Consider the following 20,581-nt stretch of genomic DNA (forward strand, 5'->3'; position numbering starts at 1 on the left):
CATTCTACTAGCAAGCTTTTTTCTAACCGCTCATCTAATACCATTATTCTACACTACATTGACTGATTATAAAACGGATTTGACAGATTCTTCGACAGTTGCCAGTGCTTCTTCAAGCTTTTCTGGCTGTTTCCCGCCTGCTTGTGCCATATCTGGGCGTCCGCCTCCGCCTCCGCCGCAAATTTCAGCTGCCTGCTTCACAAGTTTTCCTGCATGAAGACCTTTTTCAATGACATCTTTTGTCACACCGGCTGAAATGTTGACTTTTCCATTTTGAACGGCACCAAGTACGATGACAGCTGAACCTAATTTCGCTTTTAATTCATCAACCATCGTTCTTAAATGGTTCATGTCTTTGGCGTTTACTTTTTCAGTTAACACGTTCACTCCGCCAACTTCGATAACTTTTTCCAAAATAGAGCCAGCTTCTGCTTGACTTAATTTCGCAAGAAGTGATTCGTTTTCTCTTTGAACTTCTTTTAAATCAGCCTGCAAGGAAGCGATGCGTTTTGGTACATCTTTTGTATTTGATTTCAGTTCATTAGCTGCCTTTTCTAAAATCGCAAGCTGATCATTTAATTCTTCATAAGCACCTTTACCTGTTACAGCCTCAATACGGCGTGTTCCAGCACCAATACCCGATTCAGATGCAATTTTAAACAATCCGATCTCCGCAGTGTTTTGAACGTGACAGCCTCCGCATAACTCGATGCTGTAATCACCCACTTGCACAACACGGACAATATCGCCATACTTCTCGCCAAACAGCGCCATTGCGCCCATTTCTTTTGCTTCAGCAATTGGTTTCAGGTCAATGGCAACCGAAATGCCTTCCCAAATCTTTTCGTTGACGATTTTTTCAATTTGTGACAATTCTTCTTTTGTTACTTGTCCAAAGTGAGAAAAGTCAAAGCGAAGTCTGTTTTCATTCACAAGTGAACCCGCTTGGTTAACGTGGCTGCCCAATACATCTTTTAGCGCTTGGTGCAAAAGATGTGTCGCTGTGTGATTTTTCACAATGCCTTTTCGAAGCGCTGATTCGACTTCTGCAGTGACTTCAATGCCTTTTTGAACCGTACCACTTACGACGACTCCTTCGTGGACATGCTGGCCGTTTGGCGCCTTTTTCACATCTTTGATATCAATGATCGCTTCGGCACTTTTTAACGTTCCTTTATCCGCCACTTGTCCGCCGCTTTCCGCATAGAAAGGTGTTTCATCTAATAAAATTTGCACCGTTTCCCCTTCGTGTGCTTCTGTGACAATTTCACCGTTTTGAAGCAATTCGATAATACGAGCATCTGCAGTTAAATTTTCGTAGCCAACAAACGTACTTTCTGCTTTTATATCGCCTAAAGCCCCGCCTTGAACCTGCATACTGCCCACATCTTGTCTGGCATTTCTTGCACGTTCACGCTGCTTCTCCATTTCTAGCTGGAAGCCTTCACGATCGACTGTCATGTTCTCATCTTCAGCATATTCTTCTGTGAGTTCGACCGGGAATCCATATGTGTCATAAAGCTTAAACACATCTTTACCGGAAATTTGTGAGCTGCCATTGTCTCGTTCTTTTTTGATCACTTCTGATAAAATGGCTAACCCTTCATTCAGTGTCTCATGGAAACGCTCTTCTTCATTTTTGATCACTTTTGCAATAAATTCTTCTTTTGCTTGAACATCTGGATAGAAATCCTTCATGATCTCCGCAACAACTGGAACTAGATCATACATGAATGGACGGTGGATATGGATCGTTTTTGCATAACGCACAGCACGGCGCAGCAAACGTCTTAACACATAACCTCGGCCTTCATTAGAAGGAAGCGCTCCGTCACTGACGGCAAAGGCAACAGTACGAATATGGTCAGCAATGACTTTAAATGCTGTGTCTTTTTCTTTTGACTCCCCATAGCTTTCTCCAGAAATCGTTTCTACTGCACGAATAATCGGCATGAACAGGTCTGTATCAAAGTTCGTCGGTACGTTTTGAATCACAGAGACCATACGCTCAAGACCCATTCCTGTATCAATGTTTTTCTTCGGAAGCGGTGTATATGTACCATCTGGATTATGGTTAAATTCAGAAAAAACAAGATTCCATACTTCTAGATAACGTTCATTTTCTCCGCCTGGATATAATTCAGGGTCGTTCATGTCGTTGCCATATGCTTCGCCGCGATCATAGAAAATTTCTGTATTCGGACCACTTGGCCCCTCGCCAATATCCCAGAAGTTGCCCTCTAGACGAATAATTCGTTCCTCAGGGACACCCATTTTATCTCTCCAAAGAACATATGCTTCTTCATCCTCTGGATGTACCGTTACAGATAACAGATTCGGATCAAAGCCAATCCACTCGTCACTTGTGAGGAATTCCCAAGCCCATTCGATTGCCTCTTCTTTGAAATAGTCTCCAATAGAGAAGTTGCCCAGCATTTCAAAAAACGTATGATGGCGTGCTGTTTTCCCTACATTTTCAATGTCATTTGTACGAATTGATTTTTGTGCGTTGCAAATACGTGGATTCTCAGGCACGACGCGGCCATCGAAGTATTTCTTTAATGTTGCCACCCCGCTGTTAATCCATAAAAGTGTTGGATCGTCATGCGGTACGAGGGACGCACTCGGTTCGACAGCATGTCCTTTTTCTTTAAAAAAATCTAAAAACATTTGACGTACTTGAGCTGAAGTTAAAGTTTTCATCATAAATCCTCCTTTATTATTCCTCAATCTTCACACAAACGAAAAAACATCCCGCCCTATGCAAGCAAAAAACTACTTACACAGGGACGAGATGCTCTCGCGGTACCACCCTGATTATAGACATATGCGTCTATCACCTTCACATCCGATAACGCCGGAAGAGAGCGGCAGTGTTTATCTGCACTCGGGACTAGCTTCCGTTAAAGGTCTGATAAGGCTTTTCTCAGCAAACAAAGCCTCTCTCTGCAACAGCTTTTTAACGTACTCGGGTCCGTCATTGAATTCAATATGTATGAATCGAAATTATTATAGACAACTCAGCTCGTCTTGTCAATGAACGCTTCGTCTCATGTGAATATATTGCACAATGATGACCCTGATAATGGCTGCGGACGGCACGGCTAAAATCATCCCAATCAAGCCAAACAGCTCCCCTCCAGCGAGTAACACCAGCATGATCACGACAGGATGCATATGCAGGCTTCTCCCGACAATGATCGGACTTAGTACATTGCTTTCTAAAAATTGAAGCACGGCTACTGTAATTAGCACAATGATCACTGACTTCACTGAGATGGTAAAAGCGATAAAGACAGCTGGAATCGCTCCAATAACCGGGCCAAAATACGGAATGACATTCGTTGCGCCGATTAACATACCTAGTACAAGCGGATATGGAATATGAAACAGCCAAAGAACAATGGCGGCAGCACCTCCAATTAAAGAACAGACAAGCAATTGCCCTCTAATATAATCCCCAAGTGAGTCATCCACTGCTTTCACAAAGGCATGTCCCCTTTTTCGGAAGCTTGGCGGGGTTAAATACCATGCTGCCCGCTTCATCGTGTTCATATCTTTTACCATATAAAAGACAAGAAAAGGAATAAGTGCAGCAACTAAGGCGTAATCAAGCAGTACTTTACAGCTTAGAATCATCCGCTCTGCCCCATTTGCGGCATACGTCTCAGATTGGGCAATAAAACGATCCAGCCGTTCATGCAGTCCATCAGGCCAGTGACTTGTATGACGATGAACATGTGATAAAGCACCATTATACGTTTCGGCAAGCATGGGAATTTGCTCCGACAATTCATTTAACTGAGCGATTAAAACCGGTGCCCCTTTATACACAGCCAAACCAATGCCGCCAAAAAACAGCACATATATCAATAAGAGACTGACCGTCCTTGGCAAACCTCGCTTATGTAGTCTTTCAACAATGGGATAAAGAAGATAAGAAATAAAAATAGCGATAAGAAGCGGGATCAAAACCGCTTTGAGCAATAAAAAAATAGGCATCCATAACTCGTCGAGCTGAACCAAAATGAGTAAAGACGCAAGGACAAGCAGTACACCTGCAGCATATATTAGAAACTCGATCGGACGTTTCTTCACCTTTTTCACCTCTCTTCTTATTGTTTAACCAACTTCTGCAATTATCCATGTAAATAAAATTTGTCCTAACTTTGTTAAAAATGAATACACATGAAACATACAGCTCCATCCAAAGTCACTGTTTGCTGTAAAATCTCGTTAGAAAATATTCCATTATTTTCTTATTTTTGCCTCATTTATGCTAGAATCCGCTTTATCTCAATCATTAGAAGAGGAGGTTCTTCATGATCACATTCGAAGAAGTCAACAAGCATTACGGCCAGTTCCATGTACTTAAGGACATTAACCTACATATTCAAAAAGGTGAGGTTGTTGTGATCATCGGTCCTTCAGGGTCTGGAAAAAGCACGATGCTCAGATGTATCAATCGTCTTGAAAGCATTGATGAAGGAAAAGTCCTTGTCAATCAAGTGTCTGTTCAGCATCCGAAAACCAACATCAATCTCATCAGGCAAAATATCGGGATGGTGTTTCAGCACTTCCATCTTTATCCGCATAAGACGGTGCTTGAAAACATTATGCTTGCGCCGATGAAGGTTAAAAAAGTGAGCAAAGAAGAAGCAAAGGAAACAGCTGAATTTTATTTAAATAAAGTTGGCATTCCTGAAAAAGCAGACACCTACCCTTCTAGACTCTCAGGAGGACAGCAGCAGCGTGTGGCAATCGCAAGGGGACTTGCAATGAAACCTGAGGTCATGCTTTTCGATGAACCAACATCAGCTCTTGATCCAGAGATGATCGGAGAGGTACTAGATGTGATGAAACAGCTGGCAAGGGAAGGAATGACAATGGTTGTTGTCACGCACGAGATGGGGTTTGCCCGTGAAGTCGCGGACCGCATTGTGTTTATTGATGAAGGAAGAATTCTTGAAGAATCTACACCAGCTGCCTTTTATGAAAAACCGCGCGAGAAACGCGCTCAGCTCTTTTTAAGCCGTATTTTAAATCACTAGGGGGAATGAATTTGATGAAAAAAATGAAACGCTTTGGCCTATTACTGTTGATGACTTGCTGTATGATCGCTCTCGCTGCTTGTGGATCTGCCGAGAAAGGCTCAACCGATGCAAAACAAGGCAGCTCATTAGAAGCCATTAAGAAAGACAAAAAAATCGTTTTCGGTGTGAAAAACGATACTCGTTTATTCGGTCTAAAAAATCCTAGTAGCGGGGATATTGAAGGGTTTGATATTGATATCGCAAAAGCGATCACTCAAGAAATGCTCGGTGATGAAGGAAAAGCAGAATTCAAAGAAGTGACATCTAAAACAAGAATTCCTTTACTGCAAAAAGGAGATATTCATGCCATTGTTGCCACAATGACGATCACAGAAGAGCGTAAAAAAGAGGTCAATTTCTCAGATGTTTACTTTGAAGCAGGACAATCACTGCTTGTGAAAAAAGGCAGCGACATTCAATCGATTGATGATCTTAAAAAAGGTACGAAGGTGCTTGCAGTGAAAGGGTCCACTTCTTCTCAAAACATTCGCGAAAAAGCACCAGAAGCATCCGTTTTAGAATTTGAAAATTACCAAGAAGCCTTTACAGCCTTAAAATCAAATCAAGGGCAAGTTCTGACAACTGATAATGCAATTTTATTTGGCATGGCAGACGAAGATTCAAATTATGAAGTCGTTGGCGGAACATTTACCGATGAGCCTTATGGCATCGCTGTGAAAAAAGGCGATGAAGAATTGACAGAAGCCATTAATAAAGCGTTAAAGGCATTAAAAGATAATGGAGAGTATGACAAGATTCATAAAAAATGGATCAAAGAATAATCAATTGACTCGATCAATCTCAACACCCTCAGGAGAGCCGCTTGCCGGCTCCTCTGTTGATTAGGAAGGAAGTGAACTGATTGCTGCGGTTTTCCATTTTAACTGAGAACTTCCATCTTTATTTAGAAGGGTTTAAATATACGATTGGTGCAAGTGTCATTGCGTTGATTGGAAGCTTTTTCATCGGTACACTCATTGCCATTATGAGAATTGCGCCACTAAGGCCGCTCAACTGGTTAGGGACGGCTTATGTGGAATTTATTCGGAATATTCCGTTATTATTGATCACCTTTGTGTTCTTTTTTGGTTTACCGGTACTTGGCATTGTGGCAGATGGCTTTACAGCAGGAACCATTGCCCTCTCCATTTATACGTCTGCTTTTATCGCTGAAGCCATTCGTGCAGGTATACAAGCTGTACCGCTTGGACAAATGGAAGCTGCTAGAGCTTCTGGTCTGTCATATGGCGGAACGATGCGATATATTATTCTGCCGCAGGCCATCAAAATTGTCATTCCACCACTTGGGAATCAATTTATCAACCTTGTGAAAAACTCGTCTATTTTAGGTGTCATTGCAGGGTTTGATCTGATGTACCAAGGAGACCTTATCGCTTCGAGAACGTTTGTGACATTTGATGTATACATTTTTGTTGCTATGTTCTATCTTCTATTGACCATTCCGCTTAGTCTAGGCGTTGGGTATTTAGAAAAAAGATTAGCCCGAAGCCACTAGAAAGGAGGAAACACAATGGATTTTATAGGTGCCTACCAGCCCGATCATCTCGCCTTTTTACTTGAAGGATTTGCTGTCACCTTAAAAGTGGCTTTTATCTCCATCATTTTAAGCTTTATCATCGGATTAGTCGTTGGCACATTGAGGTTCGCACAAATCCCTATTTTATCAAAGGTGCTTGCGGTCATTGTTGAAACTGTTCGGAACCTACCGCTTTTGCTGATCATCTTTTTTACGTATTTCGCCCTGCCTGAAATTGGTATTAAGCTGAGCATCACGGCCTCTGCCATTGCGGCTTTAACCGTGTTTGAATCCGCCATGCTGTCAGAAATCATTCGCAGTGGGTTAAAATCAATTGATAAGGGACAAATCGAAGCGGCCAGATCCTCTGGCTTAACGTATATTCAAACGTTAAAAATGATTATCATGCCACAGGCGTTACGCCGAATGGTCCCGCCGATTGTCAGCCAATTTATTTCTCTTTTAAAAGATACATCGCTTGCCGTTGTGATTGCCCTTCCAGAACTATTGCATCACGCGCAGATTTTAAATGGTCAAAGCCAATCTTATTTACTTCCTATTTTCCTCTTGGCCGCCATGATGTATTTTGTTGTGAACTTCAGCTTGTCTATACTTGCACGGAGATTAGAGTACAGGCAGGCATAAAAAAAGGACATCCGCTCATGGTGGATGTCCCTTTTTGTTTAAAGCATTCGCATAACTCGTTTTCTCATCTTTTTCATATCCCGCTTAGATGGCATATCATATCGACTTGCAAAGTGATATGCGAGTGCACCTGCACCAAGCGTTAATAGTGAAGAAGTCATTTTGCCCATTCGAAATTCCCCCTTAACACTTATAGTTGAATTGAACGTTCATCGTCACTAAACAGGTCGTCTAAACTGCTTAGTGTACCGTCTTCCTCCACTTGGTGAGTAGATATTTTGCCTTTTGACAGTGTCAATTCAATAAAACAGCCCCAGCAATAATATTGATTGACCCCAATTTTTCCGATGTCTTTACATTTGCAATTTGGGCAAATGAGCATATTCAGCACCTCTTTACGTTCGGTTTAGAACAAGTGCTTCCTTTTGAACATCCATCAAGGTTCCGGCAGCATGCAGCTGCTTTCGAATACCTGATAGCTCTGTAAAGAAGCCGTCCGAGAGTTCATATGCTACGATTGTGCCCGAATTCATGCAAAAGTATACATCTTCCAAAACACCTAATGTTTCACCATCTGGCGTATGGATCATTTTCTTTTTTAATTTCGAAAAGAAGAAGGATGGGGCGGAGGTATCTATCTCGATGCCCTTCTGGCAGCTCACATATAGACCTTTGTCTGTCAGTTTGTCGCCAGCAGAGAATGGAATGAAAGCACAGTCTTTCTTTTTCCCATCTAAAACATATCCCCCGCAGCTGCCGCCGGCTAAAAAGCAAATATCTTTGATCGCCCCAAGTGAATGAGACAGCTCGTCTGTATAGATCGTCAGTCCTTCAAGCTCTCGACATGTTCTCAAAATGTGATCAACCACCTTTTCGGAACAGTCTTATCGTGTGCGTTTCCTCTATGACTCATACGAAGAAATGGCTTCCATGAAGGAAGCCATCAGCGTGTAGACAAACCCTCGCATTCTTTGTCAGTCCTGCGTGCTGGTGCTCACGAATGTCAAATTCGCTCCGCGCCAGTACTCGTCCTTCCTAGACTGCAAAGGTTTTCTTTCACGCTGAAAAAAAACAAAGGGCTAAAATCAAGTTCATTTTAGCCCTTTGTTTAACAATATGATGGCTTCCATGGAAGCCATTTACTCTTGCATAAAATCAAACGGGGTGATTCCCTCCATACCAATATTGGCATCGTGTACGCTGAAAGGAAGTTCTTTTTGGAGAGCTGCTAGTTCAGCATCCATGACTTCTTCCGTTTCAGTAAGACGCATGGTTAAAGACGTTTGTCTGAGGGAGTCTTCATTATTTTTTACGCCCCACTCTAATGCTGATTCCTCACCGCACAAAATTAAAAACTTTTTACTTCGTGTAATGGCCGTGTAAAGCAAATTTCTTCGAAGCATTCGATAATAACTTCTCACGACTGGCAGCACCACGATTGGGAATTCACTGCCCTGGGATTTATGAATCGAGCAACAATAAGCGTGTGTAAATTGATGAAAATCTTTTTTCGTAAACGTGATTTCATTTCCATCAAAGGAGATGACCGCCATATCTTCTTTTTCCGTGTTTTCTTTCGCATAAAAGATCGAGACAATTTCGCCAATATCTCCATTAAAAATGTTATTCTCGGGCTGATTGACAAGCTGAAGTACCTTATCACCTGTCCGGTAGACGACATCACCAAAAGGAATTTCTCTTCCTTTTGGCTTTTTAGGATTCAAAATTTGCTGAAGCATTTTATTCAGTTCATTAATGCCTGCTTTTCCTTTATACATCGGGGCAAGCACTTGAATGTCCTTTGCTGAATACCCCTTTTGAGCAGCATTGCTGACCACTTTCTCGATGACTTCTTTCATTTGGTCACTAGAGCACTGAATAAAGGATCGATCCTTCGAGCGTGCAGTAATATCCTTTGGCAAAACACCATTTTTCATATCATGCGCAAGCTCAACAATTGTTGAACCGTCTGCCTGCCGGTAAATATCAGTTAGTGTAACTGCCGGTATAGCTTGTGACGCAAGCAGGTCTCTTAACACTTGACCAGGTCCAACAGATGGAAGTTGATGTTCGTCTCCAACCATAATGACTTGAATATGATCTGGGATCGCCTTAAACAAATGGTTCGCCAGCCAAATATCCAGCATACTCGATTCATCAATGATGACAAGCTTTCCTTCAATCGGCTGGTCTTCATCATGTGAGAAGCCTTCTGATCCATTCCAGCCTAGCAGCCGGTGAATGGTCACAGCAGGAAGTCCAGTGGATTCTGTCATTCGTTTCGCAGCACGTCCAGTTGGTGCAGCAAGCACGAACGGAAATGCTTCATCTTTTTTATAATCACCCGGGTCAAGAGAAACGCCGTGAAGATCGCTGTAAAGCTCGACAATCCCTTTAATGACCGTCGTTTTCCCTGTACCCGGTCCGCCTGTTAAAAGCAGCATTGGAGACATGAGTGCCTTTTGAATGGCTTCTTTTTGGGTTGGTGCATACTGGACACCAAGCCGTTCCTCCAGTTCACCGAGTGCAAGCAGAAATTCTGATTCAGGAAATTGATCTGCATATTCTGTTTGAGAGACAATTTTTTGAATACGTTTTGCCACACTTTGCTCCGCATAAAAGAGCGACGGATGATAACAGCGATCATCTTCAATGATCATGTCTTTCCCTTCACCAAGTGCAATGATCTGATTGGCAACGTCCATTTCAGTCACTTTGTAGTCATTGCCTGTTTGATTCAGCAATTTACGGGTTTCGATGATCAGATCTTTCGTTTGTATGTACGTATGACCGTCTTGCAGGCTTGCTGTCTCAACGGTATACAAAAGGGCTGCACGAATGCGTTCTGGATCATTTCCAGATATCCCTGTTCTAGCGCCGAGTTCATCTGCTTTAATAAATCCAATCCCCTCGACGTCTTTGACGAGCTGATAAGGGTTTTCTTCAATTTTCTGCAACGTTTCACTCTCGTACGCTTGGTAAATCTTCATACTAAGCTGAGGACCAAAGCCATATTGATTCAGGCTGATCATAATTTGCTCAAGCCCTTGATGCTCCTGAAGTGCGGCAGCCAGCTTATCAGCCTTCTTTTTTGACAGGCGAGGGACGTCATACAAAACAGACGGATCACGCATAATTTGATGAAGCGTCTGATTGCCTAGCTTGCCGACGATTTCTTCCGCTGTCTTTTTTCCAATCCCTTCAAACAAGTCACTAGAGAGATAATGAATGATGCCTTGCTTTGTTGTAGGGACTTCCTTTTGAAAATGAGTGGCTTGAAACTGCTCGCCAAACTTCGGATGACTTGTGACCTTGCCATAGAAGGTGTAGGTTTCCTCCTCATGAAGCGCTGGGAAGTACCCTGTGACAGATGCTGTTTTTTCCTCTAAATTCTCTGATGTTTCAATGACTTTTACTTTTAACACCGAGTATAAATTACTTTCGTTATGGAAAATAACGGCTTGAACCGTTCCTTTTAAAAACGGTTCATCTTCAAGCTTCATTTGATCTGGATGTTCCTGCACAGGTCTTCCCTCCTTCCGGTTATTCTGCCTCTTGAATCAGCTTTTGCGCATGCAATGCAAGCATATGATCAGGCTGCACGTCAATGGCTTTTCCTAGCATTTCAAGCGCTTCGTCCTTTTTCTCTAAATACGCATACGCAACACCTGCATTATAAAAGGCGTCTGCATGCTGCGGATCTCGCGTAATCACTTCAGTAAAGACTGCGACCGCTTCCTCCAGCAGATGTTCATTCGCTAAGCACATGCCAAATTGAAATCTTGCTTCGTTATCTTCTTCGTTTAGCTCAACTGCACGCTGAAGATAAGGCATCGCAAGCTTCGGCTGCTCTAATTTCATCAGTGTCTGCCCTAACATATAAAACAAATCACTGTTTTCCATTCCAGCTTGTAGTGCTTGCTCAAAATAGTCTTTCGCTTTCATAAAGTCTTCTTTCATCGTATAGACATTTCCTGCTCCGTAATAGGCTGCAGCTGCTGTATGATCAAGTTCAATGGCTTTTTGAAAGAAGTTCAATGCACGTTCAAATTCATGAACACTTGAAAGTAAATTCGCAAAGTTAATATATGGAACCGGGTCCTTTGGGCTTTCTTCAATGGCTTTCGTAAAAGCTTCAGCTGCCTGTTCGATGTTCCCCTGATTTAAAGCTTCAATACCGATTTCGTTATGATTCATTCGCTCTCTTCATCCTTTCATTAAAAAACCTCAACAGCGACGTTGAGGTTTTTAACACATGTTACACATACGACAGCTTTTGGCCATCTTTAAAGACATCGTCAATGGTCCCGCCGCCAAGACATTCTTCGCCATCATAAAAAACAACAGCTTGTCCTGGAGTGACAGCACGAACGGGTTCATCAAAGATCACCATTGCTTCCTGCTCACCTGTCATTTTGACTTTTACATGATGGTCTTCTTGACGGTATCGGAATTTCGCTGTGCATGTGAGTTCACCGTTTTCGCCGACAATATGAGGACGAGTCCAGCTGATGTTAACAGCTGAAATACTTTCAGAGTATAAAAGCGGATTGTGGAAGCCTTGTTCAACAAATAAGATATTTTTCTCTAAGTCCTTCCCAACAACGAACCACGGATCACCGCTTCCGCCAATGCCAAGTCCTTGGCGTTGACCGATCGTGTAATACATGAGTCCATCATGTTCACCTTTTACTTCTCCGTCCATTGTCTGCATCACACCGGGCTGCGCAGGCAAATATTGGCTAAGGAACGTTTTAAAGTTTCTTTCCCCAATAAAGCAGATGCCCGTAGAATCTTTTTTCGTTGCTGTTGCGAGCTCTGCTTCTTTCGCTAATTCACGCACTCTTTTTTTCTCTAAATCGCCGATTGGGAACAACACTTTATCAAGTTGTTCTTGAGTCAGCTGATTCAAGAAATAAGTTTGGTCTTTGTTTGTATCAAGACCTCTTAGCATTTTCACTTCATCGCCGGTTCTATCGACACGGGCATAGTGGCCTGTTGCCAAATAATCCGCTCCAAGCGACAATGCATGCTCAAGAAATGCTTTGAACTTAATTTCTTTGTTACACATGACATCTGGATTCGGCGTTCTGCCTGCTTTATATTCATCAAGAAAATATTGAAACACTTTGTCCCAATACTGTTTCTCGAAATTCACTGCATAATATGGGATTCCAATCTGGTTACAAACACGAATGACATCCTCATAGTCCTCCGTTGCTGTACATACACCATTTTCATCTGTGTCATCCCAGTTTTTCATAAATATGCCGATCACATCATAGCCTTGCTCCTTTAACATGAGCGCAGCAACTGATGAATCGACGCCTCCGGACATACCGACCACAACTCTTGTGTCTTCAGGTCTTTTTGTCATCTTCATCAACTCCAATTTCAATGAAACAACGTGCGCGTTTCGTTCTTCAGGTGCCTAGCTGTTTCATTTTTCACACACGAACAAAAGGGAGCATTTATTTGGCTAGGCGTTTCACGACAGCCGCTATCTTATGCGCCGCCTGCTTCACATGTTCCTCTTCATTTCCAAGACCGAAGCTAATTCTGACTGAGGATGTCAGCTCTTTTGCTTCTTCACCATACATGGCGCTTAATACGTGCGAAGGAAGGACAGATCCAGCCGTACATGCTGACCCGCTTGAAACAGCAATCCCTTCCATATCTAAGTTCACAAGTAACGATTCAATAGAAACGCCCGGGAAGTGGACATTTAAAATATGCGGCAATGTCTCTTTCGGGTGTCCATTGATAGAGAAATTGAGTGATTCCTCTTTGAATACTTGCAGCATCGCTTCTTTGAGCTTACCATAATGCACTGCTTTTTCTCTTCTATTTTGCTTTGTTAATTGAACTGCTTCTGCAAGCCCAATGATTCCCGCCACATTTTCAGTGCCAGCACGGCGTTTTCTTTCTTGTTCTCCTCCGAATAGCTGCGGAGAAAGTTTTACACGCTCATTGACGTATAAAAAGCCTGTTCCCATCGGGCCATTTAGTTTATGACCGGACGCAGATAAGAGGTCGATATGAAGTTCTGTGACATCAATTGATATTGTCCCAAATGCCTGTACTGCGTCTGTATGAAAATAAGCAGTGTGTTCGTGTAAAAGTTGACCAATTTCTTTGATTGGCTGAATCACACCCGTTTCATTATTGCCATACATGATGGTCACAAGAATTGTATCGTCTCTTAGTGCTTGTTTTAATTGATCAAGATGAATCAATCCAGTGTGATCCACATCTAAATACGTCACATCAAAACCAAGCTTCTCTAAGCGTTCGCATGTATGCAGCACTGCATGATGCTCAGTTTTTGTTGTGATAATATGTTTTCCTTCATGCTGCCTTGCCATTGCCACACCTGTAATGGCCAAGTTGTCTGCCTCTGTTCCCCCGCTTGTGAGGATGATCTCCTGCTGCTTACAGTGTAATTCTCCTGCAATGACTTCCCTTGCTTCATCGAGCCACTTTCTTGCCTCGCGCCCATATGAATGAATACTAGAGGGATTGCCAAATATCTCTGTAAAGTAGGGCATCATCTTGTCCACAATTCGCTGATCCATCGGCGTTGTGGCTGCATGATCTAAATAGATACGTTCCATTTCCGGTACACCTCTGATCTAAATATAGAACATATACGCCTCTTGATCCTCGTCATCTTTATAACTTGCCAAGTCTTCAAGAGTTGTATTGTCTAGTACGTCTTTTACTGCATCACGAATACGAATCCAAAGTGCACGCTTTGCTGGCTCTTCGTTTTCGATCACTTCAACAGGACTAATAGGTCCTTCTAATACACGAATAATATCACCGGCTGTAATCTCGTTTGGCTCATGGGCAAGCACATAGCCGCCATACGCTCCTCGGATACTTTTCACAAGACGTGCATTGCGAAGTGGTGATACAAGCTGCTCTAAATAATGCTCAGACAAATCATTGTTTTGAGCAATTGATTTTAATGATGTAGGGCCTTCGCCATGTTTTTTGGCTAATTCGATCATGATCGTCAGACCATATCTGCCTTTAGTAGAAATTTTCAAGTTAAACACCTCTGCGTTTTCTATTTCTATGTCATCAATTATTTTTCTGATTTCATATACGCTTATATAGACCAAAAGCAATTATATCATACTTTTAGCCAACTTTCATTTGCGGGTTCTGAGCTCAAAACGAGGACGCATCCCTTTTCTATTTGAAGAAATTTCGGTACTCTATACAAACAAGACATTGCTTTAGGAGAGATAATCATGAAACCTTTAGCGTATCGGATGCGCCCAAGTCATATTGGAGACATTATTGGGCAGGAGCATCTCGTTGGAGAAGGTCAAATTATTAGACGAATGGTCGAGGCGAAACATTTGTCCTCGATGATTTTATACGGGCCGCCGGGAATCGGCAAAACATCCATTGCAACTGCAATCGCTGGCAGTACAAGCATTGCCTTCCGTACATTGAATGCGGTGATTCATAACAAAAAAGATATGGAAGCTGTCGCCGCTGAAGCGAAAATGAGTGGTCAGGTCATCTTGATTTTAGACGAAGTCCACAGACTCGATAAAGGGAAGCAGGATTTCCTTCTTCCGTATTTAGAAAATGGCATGATTATTTTAATTGGCGCGACAACAGCTAATCCGTATCATGCGATTAACCCAGCCATCCGTAGCCGGACACAAATATTTGAGCTGAAGCCGCTGGAAACAGAACAAATCAAAGCTGCATTATCTCGAGCTTTACAGGATGAACATCGCGGGCTTGGCGGTTATTCGGTCAAAGTTGATGAGGAGGCAATGAATCATTTTGCAAATGGATGCGGAGGAGATGTGCGTTCCGCTTTAAATGCGCTTGAACTAGCCGTTTTATCGACAAAATCGGATGAATCTGGACAGATCACGATCACTCTAGCTGCAGCAGAAGAATGTTTACAAAAAAAGAGCTTCTCGCATGATAAAAACGGTGATGCCCATTATGATGTCCTCTCGGCTTTTCAAAAATCCATTAGAGGGTCTGACGCAGATGCGGCACTTCATTACCTTGCAAGACTCATTGAAGCGGGAGACCTTGAAAGCATTTCGAGACGATTACTTGTGATGGCTTATGAAGATATTGGCCTAGCCAGCCCGCAGGCAGGGCCACGTGTGTTAAGCGCTGTTCAAACAGCTGAGAGAGTTGGTTTCCCAGAAGCACGAATTCCACTCGCTAATGCTGTGATTGAACTGTGTCTTTCTCCAAAGTCAAACTCCGCTTACCAAGCGATTGATGCGGCACTGCATGATATTCGCACGGGGAAAATGGGTGAAGTTCCCGTTCATTTAAAAGATGCCCATTATAAAGGGGCAGCTGCACTTGGAAGGGGCGCCGATTACTTATATCCGCACGATTACGAAAACGGCTGGGTGAAGCAGCAATATTTACCTGACCCGCTGAAAAACAAGCAATACTATGTACCGAAGCAAACCGGGAAATTTGAAGGTGCACTAAAGCAAGTGTACGAAAATTTAAGACGGCAAAAATAAAAAAAGCCCCCTGCTCTAAGCAGGCGGGCTGTTTATTTATCTTTCACACGTGTAATCGGAATGTCTTTTAACAGTTTCATAATGACATGACCACCCATGATCAGTCCAGCCACAGATGGAACAAAAGCATTGGATGATGGCGGCATTTGTGCCTTACGAATTTTCGCTTCATCATTTCCCACTTCTTTTCTCACATCTTCACGAATGACAATCGGACTTTCATCAGAGAAAATAACTTCAATTCCCTTACGAATGCCTTCCTTCCGCAGGCGTGTTCTAACGACTTTCGCAATTGGGTCTGTATGTGTTTTCGAGATGTCATCAATTTTAAAACGTGTCGGATCTGTTTTATTTGCAGCACCCATACTCGAAATAATGTTCACATCGCGTTTCAGGCACTCTTTCATTAAATGAATTTTATAATGAATTGTATCTGATGCATCAATGACATAATCAAGTGGATACTCAAAGAATTGTTCATATGTTTCTTCTGTATAGAACATTTTGAGCGCAACAACTTCACATTCTGGGTTAATGTCAGCAATTCTTGCCTGCATTAAGTCAACTTTAGGCTGACCAACCGTTGATAGCAAAGCTGGCAGCTGCCTATTTACATTTGTAATATCAATATCATCTTTATCAACAAGAACAATACGGCCAACACCTGAACGAGCAAGGGCTTCTACTGCAAAAGAACCTACGCCGCCTACTCCAAGCACTGCAACTGTACTGTTTTTTAATATATTTAAGCCTTCCTTGCCAATGGCAAGCTCGTTTCTTGAAAACTGATGTAACAAGTGCCTCACTCCACCTTTATTTAAAATGAATCGAAAGAATCATATCATATTCAGCGTTCTCCGTCATCCTTCTCAAATAGAAAAAAACACAAAAAAGTCCCGATCACGCCGCCAGCTTCTCCTTCGTTTTGAACCCCGCACCATGCAGGTGGGTGCTTTCTTCCTCACTTTATAAGTCCTCAGAAGAGGCATTTATGCAGAAAGGAAAGGCAAGCTCCCGTAGAAAAAAATGTTCGGTCAAAACTAGGTAACCACCGTACGTATCAGGACTTTATTTATTGGTTGATGAAAGCATATCATAGGCATGTCCCTTTTTCAAGCGTTTACATGCCTATAAACATGCGCCTATTTTACTGTTTTACTTTTGTTTTAATAGCCAAACTCAGTTCATCTAGCTGCGCTGCGCTTACAGTGCCAGGAGCATCTGTGAGAACACAGCTTGCACTTGCCGTTTTCGGAAACGCAATGGTATCTCTTAGGTTAGATCGGCCGGCAAGCAGCATCACTAAGCGGTCAAGTCCAAGCGCAATTCCGCCGTGCGGAGGCACACCATGCTCAAATGCATCAAGAAGGAAGCCGAACTGATCGTACGCTTCTTCTTTAGAAAAGCCAAGTAAACCAAACATTTTCTCTTGAATGTCCTTTTCAAAAATACGAATAGAACCTCCGCCAAGCTCATAGCCGTTCAGCACAAGATCATACGCTTGAGCTTTCATATCTTCTGGACTTGTTTCAATTAATTCAAGATCATCCCGAACTGGCATTGTGAAAGGATGATGGGCAGCATAGAAGCGGCCTTCTTCTTCATCCTTTTCAAGCAGCGGCCAGTCGACTACCCATAAGAAATTGAAGACAGACTCATCGATGAGTTTAAGCTCTTTGCCAAGTTTTAAACGAAGTGCGCCAAGCGCATCATGGACAACAGACGTTTTGTCAGCGACAAAAAGTAAAAGGTCGCCTTCTTCAACTTGAAGCTGTTCTTTTAATTCTGCTTGTTTTGACTCATCAAAGAATTTAGCGATTGGTCCTTTTAACTCTGTCCCTTCAGCTTTTAGCCAAGCAAGACCTTTTGCACCATAGTTCGCTGCAAATGCACCGAGTGCATCGATGTCTTTTCTTGAGTAGTTTGCTGCAGCCCCTTTGACATTAATCGCTTTGACAGCTCCGCCATTGTTTACAGCACCACTGAAGACTTTGAAATCTGAGTCTTTTACGGTGTCTGAAATGTTGACAAGCTTCATGTCAAATCGTGTATCTGGCTTGTCAGAACCATAGGAATTCATCGCTTCATCGTACGTCATACGAGGTAATGGCAATGTCAAGTCAACACCTTTGACATCTTTCATCACCTTTGACATCATCTCTTCAGCAAGCGTCATGATGTCTTCTTGGCTCATAAAGGACATTTCAATATCGACTTGTGTAAATTCCGGCTGACGGTCAGCACGCAAGTCTTCATCTCTAAAGCAGCGAGCGATTTGATAGTAGCGGTCCATCCCAGACACCATGAGCAATTGCTTAAATAATTGCGGAGACTGCGGCAGCGCATAGAATTCTCCTTCGTGTACACGGCTTGGCACAAGATAGTCACGTGCACCTTCTGGCGTACTTTTTGTTAAAATTGGCGTTTCAATGTCTAGAAAGCCGTGATCATCTAAGAAATGGCGGAATGCTTTTGTGACTTCATGTCGCATTTTCATCGTTTCAAACATCGCAGGACGGCGAAGATCTAGGTAGCGGTATTTTAAGCGCACATCTTCTGATACCTCATCTGCTTGATCAGAAATCACAAATGGAGGCGTCTTGGCTTCATTTAAAACAGTGACTGTGTCGACTTGAATTTCAATTTTGCCTGTTTTTAAATTTGGGTTGATCGTGGCTTCTTCTCTTGCGACCACTGTCCCTTTAATATCAAGGACATATTCATTCCGAATCGATTCTGCTGTCTCAAGAGCCTCTTTTGATTGGTCTGGATGAAAGACAACTTGCACAATGCCTGTACGATCACGCAGGTCAATAAAGATTAATCCGCCAAGGTCACGACGTTTTTGTACCCATCCTTTTAATACAACTGTTTGACCGATTTGGTCTTCTGTTACTTCTCCACAATAAAAAGTTCTACCAAACACAAACATTCCACTCCTTCTTTACGCTTTCTGGTGGGCTTTCATCATTTGAATCAGCTCATCAAGCTTCACTTCAATTTGTTCACCTGTTGTCGTATCTTTTACGTTTACAATTTGCTGCGCCAGCTCATCTTCACCAAGAACTGCAATAAACTTGGCTTTCGAGCGGTCTGCGGCTTTAAATTGTGCTTTTAGCTTTTTCCCTGTATAGTCCATTTCACTTGAAATGCCTTCTTTTCTTAAGCGATTCAATAAGCCAACAGCATAATCTTTTGCTTGATCTCCTAATGCCGCAATGTATAAATCAATCCCGTCTTGAACAGGAAGCTCAATCTTCTCTGCATCAATCGCTGATAGGAAACGTTCAATACTCATCGCAAAGCCGATACCTGGTGATTCAGGACCGCCAATTCCTTCAACAAGTCCATCATAACGGCCGCCGCCGGCTAATGTTGTGATCGCACCAAAGCCTTCTGCATTACTCATAATCTCAAAAGCAGTGTGATTGTAATAATCAAGACCGCGCACTAAGTTCGGATCGACGACATATTCAATGCCTAGATCGGTTAAGTATTGTTTTACTTTTTCAAAATAAGTCCGTGATTCTTCATTTAAGTAATCTTGAATGGATGGTGCCGTTGCCATCAGTTCGTGGTCGCGGTCCTTTTTACAATCAAGAATACGCAATGGATTTTGATGCAAACGAATTTGGCAGTCATGACAGAATTCATCAATTCTTGGTTCAAAGTGCTCGACAAGTGCTTGACGGTAATCTGCACGGCTTTCTTTGTCACCAAGGCTGTTAATGACGAGTTTTAAGTTGGAAAGACCCGCTTTCTCATACACACTCATCGCTAATGAAATGACCTCTGCATCAATGGCAGGATCTTTTGAACCGATCGCTTCAATTCCGAATTGATAAAATTGACGATATCTTCCCGTTTGGGGACGCTCATAGCGGAACATTGGTCCAATGTAGTACAGCTTTGTAGGCTGTGCAGGCTGTGCAAACAGTTTATTTTCAACATAAGAACGGACAGTTGAAGCTGTTCCTTCTGGGCGAAGTGTGATGCTACGTCCTTTTTTGTCTTCAAATGTGTACATCTCTTTTTGAACGATATCTGTTGACTCGCCTACTCCTCGTGCAAACAGTTCCGTATGCTCAAAAATCGGTGTGCGGATTTCTTTGTATTGAAAGGCTGCACATGTATCTCTCGCAATTTGTTCAACATACTGCCAGCGTTCTGATTCTCCCGGTAAAATATCCTGTGTGCCTCTTGGAATATTAAAACTCATTTTTCGTCCTCCTACGACCATCATTCATTTTTTATGTGGACATATAAAAAACCCCCGCCTCTACTATGTGTATAGTAGGGACGAGAGTTATACCCGTGGTGCCACCCTAGTTGGAACATGATCTAGCCATGTTCCCGCTCAAATCCTTAACGCAGATTCACGTTCTCCGCCTAATGACTCATTTTTTGAGTGTTCAGCAGGAAACCTACAGAGTGTTCTTTCGTGATAAATGCCATGCGGATTCGCTTTCAGCCTAAGGCGATTCCTCTCTGCTCACGCAATTTACCCTACTATTCTCTATCATCAGTTCCACATTTTAAATTTTCAAGTGTGTTGATTTATATTATAATAAGGTCGGTGCTGCCACTCTGTCAACCCTTGCCGTGTCTCTTTTTCTTTTCCAGCTCTTCTTTTGACGTGCATCCGTATTCAGATGCCGTTTCTTCAAGGAAGCCTGGTTGATCCATTTCGTCGTGCTGCCAGCGATCGATATCACGATGTCCATTATATTGCACTCGTCCTAATTTTCTGCTTAATCTCATGTTTGTACATCCTTTTATCA

General features: G+C 42.5%; 19 protein-coding genes, 1 other RNA gene and 2 other annotated features. Of the genes, 5 read left to right on the plus strand and 15 right to left on the minus strand.

From position 1 onward, the window contains the following. Nucleotides 1-66: 66 nt before the first annotated feature. Nucleotides 67-2,703 carry an alanine--tRNA ligase gene (gene alaS, locus KVT11_RS13075; protein ID WP_017367696.1) on the minus strand — a complete coding sequence of 879 codons (2,637 nt, stop codon included), beginning with the start codon at nt 2,701-2,703 and terminating at the stop codon, nt 67-69. A gap of 79 nt (nt 2,704-2,782) precedes the next feature. Continuing rightward, nucleotides 2,783-2,990, minus strand: a binding site (T-box leader). A 43-nt stretch (nt 2,991-3,033) separates the two neighbouring features. Continuing rightward, complete coding sequence (locus tag KVT11_RS13080; protein WP_210552102.1) at nt 3,034-4,098, minus strand: AI-2E family transporter; 1,065 nt, start codon at nt 4,096-4,098, stop codon at nt 3,034-3,036. A 224-nt stretch (nt 4,099-4,322) separates the two neighbouring features. On the opposite strand from KVT11_RS13080, the gene KVT11_RS13085 reads away from it, so the two are divergent. From KVT11_RS13085 to KVT11_RS13100, 4 genes are all read left to right on the plus strand, one after another. Continuing rightward, the gene (locus tag KVT11_RS13085; RefSeq protein WP_007501456.1) at nt 4,323-5,051 is read left to right on the plus strand and encodes an amino acid ABC transporter ATP-binding protein; all 729 of its coding nucleotides are present in this window, start codon (nt 4,323-4,325) and stop codon (nt 5,049-5,051) included. Nucleotides 5,052-5,065: 14 nt separating this feature from the next. After that, on the plus strand, nt 5,066-5,875 hold the full coding sequence (locus KVT11_RS13090) for a transporter substrate-binding domain-containing protein (protein WP_210552103.1): 810 nt from the start codon (nt 5,066-5,068) through the stop codon (nt 5,873-5,875). Nucleotides 5,876-5,955: 80 nt separating this feature from the next. Beyond that, nucleotides 5,956-6,609, plus strand: coding sequence for an amino acid ABC transporter permease (locus KVT11_RS13095; protein WP_007501460.1), 654 nt, complete (start codon nt 5,956-5,958; stop codon nt 6,607-6,609). Nucleotides 6,610-6,624: 15 nt separating this feature from the next. After that, on the plus strand, nt 6,625-7,275 hold the full coding sequence (locus KVT11_RS13100; protein ID WP_008342693.1) for an amino acid ABC transporter permease: 651 nt from the start codon (nt 6,625-6,627) through the stop codon (nt 7,273-7,275). A gap of 38 nt (nt 7,276-7,313) precedes the next feature. Here KVT11_RS13100 and KVT11_RS13105 read toward each other — a convergent pair whose 3' ends face one another. From KVT11_RS13105 to cymR, 8 genes are all read right to left on the minus strand, one after another. Continuing rightward, nucleotides 7,314-7,445 carry a YrzQ family protein gene (locus tag KVT11_RS13105; RefSeq protein ID WP_008342695.1) on the minus strand — a complete coding sequence of 44 codons (132 nt, stop codon included), beginning with the start codon at nt 7,443-7,445 and terminating at the stop codon, nt 7,314-7,316. Nucleotides 7,446-7,465: 20 nt separating this feature from the next. After that, nucleotides 7,466-7,657 carry a hypothetical protein gene (locus KVT11_RS13110; RefSeq protein WP_003216308.1) on the minus strand — a complete coding sequence of 64 codons (192 nt, stop codon included), beginning with the start codon at nt 7,655-7,657 and terminating at the stop codon, nt 7,466-7,468. Nucleotides 7,658-7,670: 13 nt separating this feature from the next. Continuing rightward, entirely contained in the window at nt 7,671-8,129 is a 459-nt protein-coding gene (locus KVT11_RS13115; RefSeq protein ID WP_058214180.1) for a PRC-barrel domain-containing protein, read from the minus strand. 285 nt (nt 8,130-8,414) lie between these two features. Next, nucleotides 8,415-10,799: an SF1B family DNA helicase RecD2 gene (gene recD2, locus KVT11_RS13120; RefSeq protein ID WP_035390959.1), complete on the minus strand. Its 2,385-nt coding sequence runs from the start codon at nt 10,797-10,799 to the stop codon at nt 8,415-8,417. A 19-nt stretch (nt 10,800-10,818) separates the two neighbouring features. Next, nucleotides 10,819-11,472, minus strand: coding sequence for a tetratricopeptide repeat protein (locus KVT11_RS13125; RefSeq protein WP_008342707.1), 654 nt, complete (start codon nt 11,470-11,472; stop codon nt 10,819-10,821). Nucleotides 11,473-11,533: 61 nt separating this feature from the next. Continuing rightward, nucleotides 11,534-12,652, minus strand: coding sequence for a tRNA 2-thiouridine(34) synthase MnmA (gene mnmA / locus KVT11_RS13130; protein ID WP_008342709.1), 1,119 nt, complete (start codon nt 12,650-12,652; stop codon nt 11,534-11,536). Between the two features lie 94 nt (nt 12,653-12,746). Then, nucleotides 12,747-13,889, minus strand: coding sequence for a cysteine desulfurase family protein (locus KVT11_RS13135; RefSeq protein WP_099496641.1), 1,143 nt, complete (start codon nt 13,887-13,889; stop codon nt 12,747-12,749). Nucleotides 13,890-13,907: 18 nt separating this feature from the next. After that, nucleotides 13,908-14,327 (minus strand): cysteine metabolism transcriptional regulator CymR, encoded by a 420-nt coding sequence (gene cymR / locus KVT11_RS13140; protein ID WP_008342713.1) that lies wholly within the window; start codon nt 14,325-14,327, stop codon nt 13,908-13,910. 207 nt (nt 14,328-14,534) lie between these two features. Between cymR and KVT11_RS13145 the strand changes: the two genes are divergently transcribed. Next, a complete protein-coding gene (locus tag KVT11_RS13145; RefSeq protein ID WP_116307225.1) occupies nt 14,535-15,800 on the plus strand; it encodes a replication-associated recombination protein A in 1,266 nt (421 codons plus the stop codon). A gap of 32 nt (nt 15,801-15,832) precedes the next feature. Here KVT11_RS13145 and KVT11_RS13150 read toward each other — a convergent pair whose 3' ends face one another. From KVT11_RS13150 to KVT11_RS13170, 5 genes are all read right to left on the minus strand, one after another. Beyond that, a complete protein-coding gene (locus KVT11_RS13150) occupies nt 15,833-16,597 on the minus strand; it encodes a tRNA threonylcarbamoyladenosine dehydratase (RefSeq protein ID WP_008342718.1) in 765 nt (254 codons plus the stop codon). 92 nt (nt 16,598-16,689) lie between these two features. Continuing rightward, nucleotides 16,690-16,870, minus strand: a non-coding RNA gene (gene ssrS / locus KVT11_RS13155) — 6S RNA. 77 nt (nt 16,871-16,947) lie between these two features. After that, nucleotides 16,948-18,726: an aspartate--tRNA ligase gene (aspS, locus tag KVT11_RS13160; RefSeq protein ID WP_096882167.1), complete on the minus strand. Its 1,779-nt coding sequence runs from the start codon at nt 18,724-18,726 to the stop codon at nt 16,948-16,950. A gap of 18 nt (nt 18,727-18,744) precedes the next feature. After that, nucleotides 18,745-20,019: a histidine--tRNA ligase gene (hisS, locus tag KVT11_RS13165; RefSeq protein ID WP_017358112.1), complete on the minus strand. Its 1,275-nt coding sequence runs from the start codon at nt 20,017-20,019 to the stop codon at nt 18,745-18,747. Between the two features lie 73 nt (nt 20,020-20,092). Beyond that, nucleotides 20,093-20,332: a binding site (T-box leader), on the minus strand. 58 nt (nt 20,333-20,390) lie between these two features. Beyond that, the gene (locus KVT11_RS13170; RefSeq protein ID WP_003216250.1) at nt 20,391-20,561 is read right to left on the minus strand and encodes a YrzK family protein; all 171 of its coding nucleotides are present in this window, start codon (nt 20,559-20,561) and stop codon (nt 20,391-20,393) included. Nucleotides 20,562-20,581: the final 20 nt, after the last annotated feature.

Origin of the sequence: Bacillus sp. GbtcB10, assembly GCF_019091365.1 — a bacterium.
Lineage (GTDB): Bacteria > Bacillota > Bacilli > Bacillales > Bacillaceae > Bacillus > Bacillus altitudinis.